Annotated in this window: 7 protein-coding genes; 6 read left to right on the forward strand and 1 reads right to left on the reverse strand. The window is 59.9% G+C overall.

Annotated elements, in window-relative coordinates:
• Positions 1-12 precede the first annotated feature (12 nt).
• The 6 genes from AC5O5I_RS06820 to AC5O5I_RS06845 all read left to right on the forward strand — a co-directional run bounded on the left by AC5O5I_RS06820 (position 13) and on the right by AC5O5I_RS06845 (position 10,388).
• The gene (locus AC5O5I_RS06820; protein ID WP_172222650.1) at positions 13-642 is read left to right on the forward strand and encodes an L-threonylcarbamoyladenylate synthase; all 630 of its coding nucleotides are present in this window, start codon (positions 13-15) and stop codon (positions 640-642) included.
• A complete protein-coding gene (locus AC5O5I_RS06825) occupies positions 639-1,493 on the forward strand; it encodes a segregation and condensation protein A (protein WP_494512248.1) in 855 nt (284 codons plus the stop codon). The genes AC5O5I_RS06820 and AC5O5I_RS06825 overlap by 4 nt, the downstream gene beginning before the upstream one ends.
• Positions 1,480-2,250: an SMC-Scp complex subunit ScpB gene (gene scpB, locus AC5O5I_RS06830; RefSeq protein WP_172287003.1), complete on the forward strand. Its 771-nt coding sequence runs from the start codon at positions 1,480-1,482 to the stop codon at positions 2,248-2,250. Before AC5O5I_RS06825 ends, scpB begins: the two co-directional genes overlap by 14 nt.
• A gap of 274 nt (positions 2,251-2,524) precedes the next feature.
• Positions 2,525-3,592 (forward strand): 23S rRNA pseudouridine(2605) synthase RluB, encoded by a 1,068-nt coding sequence (rluB, locus tag AC5O5I_RS06835; protein ID WP_172222655.1) that lies wholly within the window; start codon positions 2,525-2,527, stop codon positions 3,590-3,592.
• A gap of 645 nt (positions 3,593-4,237) precedes the next feature.
• A complete protein-coding gene (locus AC5O5I_RS06840; RefSeq protein WP_172222658.1) occupies positions 4,238-5,656 on the forward strand; it encodes an amino acid permease in 1,419 nt (472 codons plus the stop codon).
• Between the two features lie 184 nt (positions 5,657-5,840).
• A complete protein-coding gene (locus tag AC5O5I_RS06845; RefSeq protein ID WP_494512249.1) occupies positions 5,841-10,388 on the forward strand; it encodes a dermonecrotic toxin domain-containing protein in 4,548 nt (1,515 codons plus the stop codon).
• 40 nt (positions 10,389-10,428) lie between these two features.
• On the opposite strand, the gene AC5O5I_RS06850 is transcribed toward AC5O5I_RS06845, so the two are convergent.
• Positions 10,429-11,313, reverse strand: coding sequence for a LysR substrate-binding domain-containing protein (locus tag AC5O5I_RS06850; protein WP_172222663.1), 885 nt, complete (start codon positions 11,311-11,313; stop codon positions 10,429-10,431).
• Positions 11,314-11,363 lie beyond the last annotated feature (50 nt).

Below are 11,363 nucleotides of genomic sequence, written 5' to 3' on the forward strand. Positions count from 1 at the left end.
CAGGAAGACTACGTGAGCCAATTTTTCCAGATTCATGCGGAAAACCCGCAGGCGCGCCTGATCAAACAGGCCGTCGAGATCATCCGCAAGGGTGGCGTGGTGGTGTACCCGACCGATTCTGCCTATGCGCTCGGTTGCCAGATTGGCGACAAGGGCGCCATCGAGCGGGTCCGGCGCTTGCGCCAGCTTGACAAGCAGCACAACTTCACCCTGTTGTGTTGCGACTTGTCGCAAATGGGGCTGTTCGCCAAGATCGATACGTCCACCTTTCGCCTGCTCAAGGCGCATGTGCCTGGGCCTTATACGTTCATCCTCAACGCGACCCGGGAAGTGCCGCGCCTGCTGATGCACGAAAAGCGCCGCACCATCGGTCTGCGCGTACCGTCCAACCCGATTGTGCTGGCGCTGCTGGAAGAGTTGGGTGAACCGCTGATGAGCGTGAGCCTGATCCTGCCGCCCGAAGAAGAACCGATGACCGACCCGTATGAGATACGCCAGCGCCTGGAGCACCATGTCGACCTGATCATCGATGGCGGTTACGGCGACCTCAAGGCATCGACCATCATTGACCTGACCGGCGATGAGCCTGCGCTGATCCGCGAAGGCTGCGGCGATCCCTCGCCGTTCCTGGTCAGCGCGTGACCCAGGTGGACGCGCCCGAGGCACCGGCCGAACAGGCCGACCTGCCTCGGCAGCTGCAATTGGCGCTGGTCTACGGCGAAGCCCTGACCGAGCTGCCACTGGACCTGTACATCCCGCCAGACGCCCTGGAAGTCATCCTCGAAGCCTTCGAAGGCCCGCTGGACCTGTTGCTGTACCTGATCCGCAAGCAGAACATCGACATCCTCGACATCCCGGTGGCGGAGATCACCCGTCAGTACATGGGCTACGTGGAACTGATGAAGAGCGTGCGCCTGGAGCTGGCCGCCGAGTACCTGGTGATGGCGGCCATGCTCGCCGAGATCAAGTCGCGCATGCTGCTGCCGCGCTCGGCCGACGTCGAGGAGGAGGAGGGCGACCCGCGCGCCGAACTGATCCGCCGCCTGCAGGAGTACGAGCGTTTCAAGGCCGCTGCCGAAGGCATCGACGAGCTACCGCGGCTTGGTCGTGAGGTCGTGGTGCCACGGCTGGAAGCGCCGCAGGCCAAGGTTCGCAAGTTGTTGCCCCAGGTCAGCCTGGAAGAGCTGCTGATGTCCATGGCCGAGGTGATGCGCCGCAATGACCTGTTCGAGAGCCACCAGATCAGCCGCGAGACCTTGTCTACCCGCGAGCGCATGAGCCAGGTGCTGGAACGGCTCAAGGGTGGCGCCTTTGTCCCGTTCGTCGAGCTGTTTTCCGCGGAGGAAGGCAAGCTGGGCGTGGTGGTGACCTTCATGGCGATTCTCGAGCTGGTCAAGGAATCGCTGATTGAACTGCTGCAGAATGAACCTTTCGCCGCCATTCACGTGCGGCTTCGCCCGGCGCTTGTTGAAGAACCTGATGAACCTGAATGAACCCCGCGACCTGGCGTCGCTGATCGAAGCCTTTCTGCTGGCTTCGGGCAAGCCGCAATCACTGGAGCGTCTGTACGAACTGCTTGAAGAGGCCGAACGGCCAGAGCCCAGGGTGTTCAAGCAGGCCCTGGAGGTGCTGGGCAAGTCGTGCAGTGGCCGCGCCTTCGAGCTCAAGGAGGTAGCCAGCGGCTACCGCCTGCAGATTCGCGAGGATTATGCCCCCTGGGTCGGTCGCCTGTGGGAGGAGCGCCCACAGCGCTATTCGCGTGCGCTGCTCGAAACCCTGGCGTTGATCGCCTACCGTCAGCCCATCACCCGTGGCGAGATCGAGGACGTGCGCGGCGTGGCGGTAAACAGCAATATTATCAGGACCATGATGGAGCGCGAGTGGATTCGCGTGGTTGGCTACCGTGAAGTGCCCGGCCGGCCGGCAATGTTCGCCACTACCAAGGCGTTTCTCGACCATTTCAACCTGAAGAGCCTGGAAGACCTGCCGGCTTTGGCCGACCTGCGGGAAATGGAACCTGAGCCGTTGCTGGACCCGGATGATGCGCCGGTGCCGGCACACCTGCAGGCGTTGGCCGATGCCAGCCTTGGTGAAGACGAAGAGCCTGCAGAGCCGAAGGATGAGACCAGTTTCCGCAGCTTGCTGGTGGAGCTGGATGCCATGGAGGAAGGGCTGAAGACCGACTTTGATGATTTGCGGGAAGAGGAGCCTGTGGTGTCGGTGGAAGAACAGGGCAAGGTACAGCCCTGACTCTGCAGTTGCCTGCACCGGCCCTATCGCCGGCAAGCCAGCTCCCACAGGGATCGCACCACTCTCAGGACCTGTGATCTCCATGTGGGAGCTGGCTTGCCGGCGATAGGGCCGGCAGTGCCTCCACATCACCATCTGGCAGAAACCCCTGCCAATGCCCACAAAACCCTCTACGCTCCAGTGCGTTCACCCGCCGAACCGCGTATGATGCGCGGCCTTTTGGCGCATTCGTCGCCAGAAACCTGTTTTCATTCCTACACCGGGAGGTGCCCAGATGAGTGAGCAAAACCTGCAAGATACCGAGATCACCCCTCCATCCGGCGAAAAGCTGCAGAAAGTGCTGGCGCGCATTGGCGTCGGTTCACGCCGTGACGTCGAGGCCTGGATCAGCCAGGGCCGCATCAAGGTCAATGGCGTTGCTGCTACCCTCGGCCAGCGCGTCGACCTGCACGACGCCATTGCCGTGGACGGCAAGCTGATCAAGCGCGAGGAGGCCGCCGAGGCCACCCGCCGGGTGATCATGTACAACAAGCCCGATGGCGAAATCTGTACCCGTGACGACCCGGAAGGTCGCCCGACCGTGTTCGACCGCCTGCCACGGCCAAAAGAAGGCCGCTGGATCAACATCGGTCGCCTCGACATCAACACCACCGGCCTGCTGCTGTTCACCACCGACGGTGAACTGGCCAACCGCCTGATGCACCCGTCCTACGAGATGGACCGTGAGTACGCGGTACGTGTGCGTGGTGAGGTCGACGACGAAATGATCGAGCGCCTGAAAGCCGGCGTAATGCTGGAAGACGGTCCGGCCAAGTTCACCGACATCCAGAAGGCACCGGGTGGCGAAGGCTTCAACCACTGGTACCACTGCGTGGTGATGGAAGGCCGTAACCGTGAAGTACGTCGCCTGTGGGAATCCCAGGGCATGGTGGTCAGCCGCCTGAAGCGCGTGCGTTTCGGCCCGGTATTCCTCAACTCCGACCTGCCGATGGGCCGCTGGCGCGAAATGAGCCAGGGCGAAATCGACATCCTTGCCGCCGAGGTTGGCCTGCAGCCGGTAGCGCTGCCGACCCTGAACCTCAAGGCCAAGGACAAGATGGAGCGCCTGCAGCGCAAATCGTCCCGTCCGCTGGGCCGTGGCGAGCGCGTGCGCAGCCTGCGCCCTGCCCAGGAAGGTGCCGCTGCTGGCGAGCGCCCAGCGCGTCAGCCGCGTGAAGAAGCCCCGCGCAAGGGCAGCCGTGGCAGCGCCGTGGCAGAACGCCCGAGCGATATGCGCAAGCGTCCGGCCAAGCCTGACGGCGCCAAGCCGGCCGGCCGTGGTCGCGGCAAGCCGCGTGGCTGATCAGCCTTTGCGATAGAGAAAACCAGCCTTCGGGCTGGTTTTTTTATGCCTGTTGAGAACCCGGAGCTGCAAAGCAGCCCTAACATACTGAAGCAAAAGAATTTTTTCGGACGACTGGCAAGTTCCCGAACCACGCTGTAAAGAAATTTATACAAACCTGAGCCATTTCACTTCGCATTTCAGAAGATGCCCAATCCTGTAAACAAACCTTGCCGCTACGCCTGCCCCAAACCCGCCGCGCGGCCCTTGCCCACCCTTGCCCAAACCCCCGTACCACGGTGTTATAGCCGCCATTGCCCCGTGCAAGAGCCCGTCCACAGAGCCTGGCTGACAAAACAACAAATGGAGGCGCCATGTACGCCGATCACTCCGCCTTTCAAGGCCCATACCACAGGATCGCTGCGTTTTTTCCCAAGGAAACGATGCAACGCGTTGACGCCTGCGCGTTTGCAGGGGTATACAGTGCGCCGCGTTTTACCTGTGACTCCTTTGCGTACCGCGCACTCTTGATCACGCCCGGCTGATCCGCTTCGGCGGCAACCGAGGTCAAGAAACCCAAGGTAACCACCTTGCCCATTCCGCTGCGCCACGAGCGCGGTGGGTCCGATTCCGTCACAGATAAAAACAATGCAGGTGACTTCGTTCATGAGTGGACAAAACATGCATTCAGGCGAGCTGAAGCGGGGCCTGAAGAACCGTCACATCCAATTGATCGCCCTCGGCGGTGCAATTGGTACCGGCCTGTTCCTCGGTTCGGCAGGCGTGATGAAATCCGCCGGCCCGTCAATGATCCTTGGCTACGCCATCTGCGGCTTCATCGCCTTCATGATCATGCGCCAGCTTGGCGAAATGATCGTCGAAGAGCCGGTGGCCGGCTCGTTCAGCCACTTCGCCCACACCTACTGGGGTGGTTTCGCCGGCTTCCTGTCGGGCTGGAACTGCTGGGTGCTGTACATCCTGGTGGGCATGTCGGAGCTTTCGGCGGTCGGCAAGTATGTTCACTACTGGTGGCCGGAGATCCCCACCTGGGTCACGGCGGCGGCGTTCTTCCTGCTGATCAACGCCATCAACCTGATGAACGTGAAGTTCTTCGGTGAGGCCGAATTCTGGTTTGCCATCATCAAGGTCGTGGCCATTGTCAGCATGATCGGCCTGGGTGCCTACCTGCTCACCAGTGGCAGCGGTGGCCCTGACGCCTCGATCACCAACCTGTGGTCGCACGGTGGCTTCTTCCCGCATGGCGTCAGCGGGCTGGTCATGGCCCTAGCGTTCATCATGTTCTCCTTTGGTGGCCTGGAAATGCTCGGTTTCACCGCTGCCGAGGCCGACAAGCCGAGAACCGTGATCCCCAAGGCCATCAATCAGGTCATCTACCGCATCCTGATCTTCTATGTCGGCGCTTTGGTGGTGCTGCTGTCGCTGACGCCGTGGGACACCCTGGTCGCCAGTATCGACGCTTCGGGTGGCAGCTATGGCAGCAGCCCGTTCGTGCAGGTGTTCTCGCTGCTGGGCAGTGACGTTGCCGCCAACCTGCTCAACTTCGTGGTACTGACTGCGGCGCTGTCGGTGTACAACAGCGGTACCTATTGCAACGCCCGCATGCTGCTGGGCATGGCTGAGCAGGGTGATGCCCCGGCGTCGCTGGCCAAGGTCGACAAGCGCGGCGTGCCGGTGCGTTCGATCCTGGTGTCGGCTGCGGTTACCTTGGTTGCCGTGCTGCTCAACTACCTGATGCCGCAAAACGCCCTGGAACTGCTGATGTCGCTGGTGGTGGCCACCTTGGTGATCAACTGGGCGATGATCAGCTACTCGCACCTGAAGTTCCGCCAGCATCTGGACCGCACCGGCCAGAAGCCGCTGTTCAAGGCGCTGTGGTACCCGTACGGCAATTATGTCGTGCTGGCCTTCGTGGTGCTGATCCTTGGCATCATGCTGATGATCCCGGGTATCCAGGTTTCCGTGTATGCAATCCCGGTGTGGCTGTTTGCGATGTTCGTGATCTACATGGTCAAACCGCGACGCAAGGCGCAGGTGCGTGCGGCTGCCGCTAGCGTGGCCAAGTAAGCCGCTGTAGCTGACCACCCAACCCGAAGCCAGGTGACTGGCTTCGGGTTTTTTTTGCCTTGTCCAAAGGTGCCATCGATCGTCGTGCGCACGGGGGGTAATGACAGGTGGCAACCGGATACCGCCTGGTGCAGGTTGCCGCTGCCGATGCTGGAGCTACTCATGAACGGGGTTCCAGGCAGACATGGCTTACGACGATCACTCCACGCAGTCCGATGTGACTGAACAACTGCGCAGCTTTCAGGACAGTTTTATTGCCAGTCGGCTTCCTGGCTGGTTGAAAAAGCTGAACCCGACGCACTTTGCATTGCTGAGCGAGGCATTGCACGCCGGGCTAGCCGCGCGACGCCAGCTCTGCGCAACCTTTTCCAGGGTGCAGGGCATCAATGAGTTTGCGCGCAAACACGTTGCCGCTCAGGTAGGGCTGAATGCGCCGCCGGACAAGCTTTTCCTGCGCCAGTGGTACACCTATTCATCGCCTTCGGTGCATTGGACGACGAGTCGACTACCGATACAAGAGCGCGACTGGTACGACACTCCATTGTTATGGGCGGCATTGCAGAACTTCGGCAAGGACCACATCAGCATGAATGCGGATAGCCTGGTCGATCTGGCAGGGCAGAAAATTGCGCAGCCTTCGGCCAGGGCATTCATTCAGGCGTGCCGCAGCCTTGATATAGGCGGGAAATACCAGAGCCATTTGCAATCGGTGTTGGAGGCGCCTCGAAGTCGAGGTGAAGGCGAGCACAGCTTCGCTGAGTCGCTGCAAAGGCAGATCCGCTCGATGATGCTGGTCGACGCCTTCAAAGCGCGCTCGGACGGCATTCTCAGCGAACTGCAACTGGAGTGGGTGATCGGTCTCTACCGCCAAGGTCGCCCCGGTCGACTGGCAGGTGCTCCGGTCGTTGCCAAGAAACTGCAGGCACTCGGTTGCGAGCTTCAGCAGATTGTAGTGTTCGATGTGATCGATGAGGGCGTTTTACGTAATACCAGCCAAGCCGTACTGGTTTACATACCTGCGGATCCGCAGGGCCCGTGGAGCGTGAATGACGATCTTGAAGGATTTGCACGCAGGGTGCTGGGGCGTCGCTTGCGCGATGAGCAGTATCGCAAGTTCTTCAGTCGCTTTGTGCGCAGACGTGACAGCCAGCATTTTTTTTCCGAAGTGCAGAAGCGACTGGGCGATGTTGCTGATTTTGCTACCCGAGACCTGGATCAACACATGACCCGTGACCTGGATTCGCTATTCCAGGGGCTAGCGGCCAGGCGGATCAGGCAGATCAAGCATGACGCAGCCATGATTGCGGTGCCTGTAGCCCAGATCGACAGTGCAGCGCAGGCGGAGCATGACCGGCGAATCGCCGCTGAGGGATGGGCGGGATTGACGCTTGCCAGCCTGTTTGTTCCACAGCTGGGAGTTATCTTGCTGGCCGTGATGGCCTGGGACCTGCTGGACGAAACCTTTCAAGCCGCGGCGGGTTGGCGCGAGGGCGACGACGCCGCAGCGCTGGACCATCTGCTCAACGTGGGCAAGACCCTGGCGATGGTGGCAGCGGTGGGTGTTGGAGGTGTTGCCGTGCGACACGCGTGGCAGCGAGCGGTAATGGTCGATGACATGGTGCCTGCTGTATTGGAGGACGGCAGTGAAAAGCTGTGGAACCAGGATCTTGCGCCTTATGTAAGTCAGCCACCACCGGTGACTGCGGTGGTTGATGCGCAGGGGATCTACCATCAGGACGCGCAAAGCTGGATTGAGATGGATGGGGCTTACTACCAGGTGAGTGAGCGCGTTGACGGGGAATGGTACCTTCGTCCGCACGCGAATCATTCGCCTCAGCTGGAGCACAATGGCGCCGGGGCATGGCGGCTCTGGAGCGAACGGCCAGAGCAATGGAGTGATACTCAACGGATGTTCAGCCGACTGGGCGGCCCGTGCGCTCGGCTTCCACGCAGCTTGGTTGATCATGTGATTGCCGTGCATGGCCTCAGCGACCTGCACCTGAGGGCTTTGCACGTTTTTGGCCAGGCGCCCGAGGTTGAGCTGATTGATACGGTAAACCGGTTTTTGATGGCCGAGCGCGTGGCTGATCTGCAGCGATGCTTGCGTTCCGGTGAGCAGATCGCGGACCGGCCTTTGTTGCTCAAAGCGCATGAGCTTCCCGGTGCCGCCGGGTTGGCGGATGAAGGCTTGGCGCAAGTCGTTGCCGATCATCGACGGCAGCTGTTCCAGATGCTCTATGAGCCTTTGGACGTGATGGATGAAACCACTCGCCCTTTGCGGCGGGCTTTTGCCAGCCTGCACCAGCTGGCTGCGCAGCAGGTGCTGGCCGAAGCGAGTGAGGCCCAGCGCACCCAGATGGCCGAATCGGGGCGTGTGCCGCTGGCCATGGCGCTGGCTGCGCGGGAGCGGGTTTTGCGCATAAGGGTGACGCGAGTGGGGGAAGGCTTGTGGATCGACGTGCCGCAGACGTTCGATTTTGCCAGGGCTATCCTCAAGCTTGTGCAGGGGCTGCCTGGCGTGCCTGCTGACAAAAGCTGGCACTTGATAGATGCGCAAGGCCGCTTGGCATTGCCCGCGCCAAGTAGCCAGTCCACTGCCTCAAGCTTGCTTTACCAGGACGGTGCATTCTGGTTGCGAGATGCGCAGGGCAACGATGAAAGTACACCCGGAGAATTGTTTGAAACCCTGGCCGATGCATTCAGCACAGCAGAGCGTGCTGCCATGGGGATCGCAGAGCCCTTTGCCGTCAACCTTCGGCAAGCAGTGGCAAGGCAGTGGATGACAAGCCGGCAGGACATTGAGAGCCTGTTCGGAGGTGATCAACCTTCGGCGCCCTTCTTGCTGCCCAGACGTCTGGATGATGGCAGGATAGGTTATCCACTTTCAGGCGGTGGCCGGCTGTTCGGCAGCCGCCCGCCCGCCGCGCTGCCAACCCGGCTACGAACGTTGTGCGCCGGCGCCAGTGACGAGCAGATCGAGGCGTGGCTCAGTGCCGCAGGGCCTGAAAATGCCGAGACGGCAATACGTGAATTTGAGAGCCAGCTTAAAATATTGAAAACCAGCTTGACGCGTTGGCAGCGGCTCGGTGCGTTCAAGCTTGAATGGTTGGCGCGTTATGGTTTTCGCAAAACACTGATTGCGCGGTGGCGTCTTTCGATACTCGGAAAATTTCTGGATCTCAAGGTGCCAAGCGCGCTATGGGATATCGGGATGGGGTTTCAGCAACTTCCTGAGCTACCGGAGTCCATCGTCTTCCCACACGTGACCCAGTTCGCGCTGAGAGACTCCGAATTGACGGAAATTTCTGAAAACTTTCTGCGTGCGTTCCCGAACTTGCAGGCGCTTGACCTGACCAATGGTCAAATTCGCAAAATTTCCTTGCCCCCCTTTCTTCGTAGCCAGTTGACGTCGTTGGACTTGTCAGGGAACAGAATAAAACTGGACGCCCGGCAGGTGGAGGTGCTGGAGAGTTGCACGGCGCTGTTGTACCTGAACTTGTCGAATAACCCGCTGAACGTTGGCTTTTCAATCAGCGGGATGCCGGAGTTGAGGTCATTGTTGCTTTGTTCTACCCGGCTCCCGAGCATGCCGGGGGGAGTGTTGAGGCACCAGAAATTGTCAAGGTTTGAACTGACGGACACTACGATCACTTCATTCGATCCGGATTTTTGGGCGTCACCCATCGTGCGCAGGGGAAGATTCCGGGTAGGAATGCGCGGTGAAGCAGATAGGCGGTGGTATGACCCGGAGAGTATTCTGAATCCTGTGCCTCAGCGTTATCAGTGGGAGGACGCTGTGGATCCGGAGTTCAGGGATGAGCTGGCATCGTTGTGGCAGAGTATTGAAGAACTGCCCGGCTCGCATAATTTTTTCGACCTCCTCAAACGCTTGAGTACCTCTGCAGAGTTCGCCTCTGATAACGGTGCGAATGAGCTTGCTTATCGGGTGCAGGAGATGATGGAGGCGATCAAGGATGCCGGAGATTCGCTTGTGATCACAGAGGATGAACTTGCCACGATCGTTGAGAACGAGCTGGCACAGGAAGCTGGGTTGAATGCAGGCAGGGAAAAACTGATGGCCGACACCCGGGAGCAATACAGCTTCAGGGCTGATTTCTTCAGGGAGTCGGAGGTCAATACCTGTGGTGATGATGCGCTCTCTCATTTTATCGATCTTGAGATGAAGATCCAGACGTGGGGGCTTATCCGAAATCCTGAAGCTCACTCGGAGGCAGAGTTGTTGAGGGTCGGTGGTCAATTTTGGCGGATGCAAAAGCTGGATGAGTTTTCTTCGATGCATGCTTTTGAATTGGGAATGGCTGCGAAGTCGGTCGATGTGCAGTTGATGTATCGAATCGAGCTGTACGATGACCTGCAACTTCCCATTCGCCGTCCTGTTATGCGTTTTACCCGTGAGTTTGACCGAAGGGCTGTAGACCGTCCTAGGGTATTGAGGGACATCCGGGAACATCAAGTGGTTGCCGAAATGGCCCCATGGTTTTGTGAGCAAGCGTACTGGCGAAAATACCTTGAGCGGACGTCGCCGGCACGCTTCAAGTTACCAGCACAACGAATCATCGAAAAGAATCGGTTACATGAGGCAGATGATGCAGAGGGCATGGAGGCATTTAACCAATGGGAGGCGGACTGGTTGCGTGATCAGCGTATGGCGTTGACCGAGGCGGCCATGCAGCGCGCGGCATATATGTGGAACGTTAACATCCCCGAATGAATGATAGGGGGGCAGGCACAATTCCAGGAATGCTTACTCCCTATATCTGCCCCAGCAGCCAGCCACGAAAAGCTTTCAGCGACGGCAGCGCTTCATTTCGCGAAGGGTAGACAAGGTAATAGCTACGCTGGCTGGCAATGGCGCTGCCTGGGCTAAACAACTCGCCTTTGCTCAATTCCTCGTCAACCAGGATTCTCGGCACCAGGCCGATCCCGATCCCGGCCCGTACCGCCTGGATCAGGTGCGAGGTCAGCTCGAAACTGGGCCCCAGGCGCATGCCCCGATGCGGCAGGCTGTGGTGCGAGAACCACTCGCCCCAGGCATGCGGGTTGTTCGCTACGTTGAGCAGCACTTCCTGGCTGATTCGTGCCGGGCCCCAGCCTTGAGTATCTGTGCCGGCTTCCGGCGGCAGTATGACCACCAGTTCCTCGGCGTGAAGGCGATGGCAGATCAGCCCTGGCAGGTCATGGCTGGCTACGCCGATGGCCGCATCGATCTCGCTGGTGTCGAAGTTGATAGCTTCGATCCTTGAATGAATGTGCACCAGCATCCCTGGGTGAGCGCTGTAGAACTCATGAAGCCTGGGCAACAACCACTTCGAACCAAAGGTGGGCAGGGTGGCCAGGCGCAAGGTGCCGACCCCCGACTGATAGGCCAGCGCCTGCAGCGTGGCGCTGCGGATGCGCCCCAGTGCCTCGCTGAGTTCGCGCTGGTACAGGCGGCCAACATCGGTCAGCTGCACCTGGCGCCCTTCACGGCGGAACAGGGTCAGGCCCAGTTGCTGCTCCAGTGCCTGCACCTGGCGGCTGACCGCGCTCTGGGTCAGCGACAGTTCGGCGGCGGCGCGGGTGTAGCTTTCATGCCGGGCGGCGGCCTCGAAAGCCAGCAGCAGCGACATGGACGGTGTCAGGTGGCGGTAATTCATTCATAAAAGTCATTGATAGCGGCAGGATTATCCGTTTGCCCCTGACGCCA

The sequence above is a fragment of the Pseudomonas sp. 9_2_1 genome, assembly GCF_059295275.1.

Coding starts and splice junctions, on each gene's coding strand:
- scpB (WP_172287003.1), top strand. CDS start 1,480: ATGAACCTGAATGAACCCCGCGACCTGGCGTCGCTGATCGAAGCCTTT.
- rluB (WP_172222655.1), top strand. CDS start 2,525: ATGAGTGAGCAAAACCTGCAAGATACCGAGATCACCCCTCCATCCGGC.
- AC5O5I_RS06840 (WP_172222658.1), top strand. CDS start 4,238: ATGAGTGGACAAAACATGCATTCAGGCGAGCTGAAGCGGGGCCTGAAG.
- AC5O5I_RS06845 (WP_494512249.1), top strand. CDS start 5,841: ATGGCTTACGACGATCACTCCACGCAGTCCGATGTGACTGAACAACTG.
- AC5O5I_RS06850 (WP_172222663.1), bottom strand. CDS start 11,313: ATGAATTACCGCCACCTGACACCGTCCATGTCGCTGCTGCTGGCTTTC.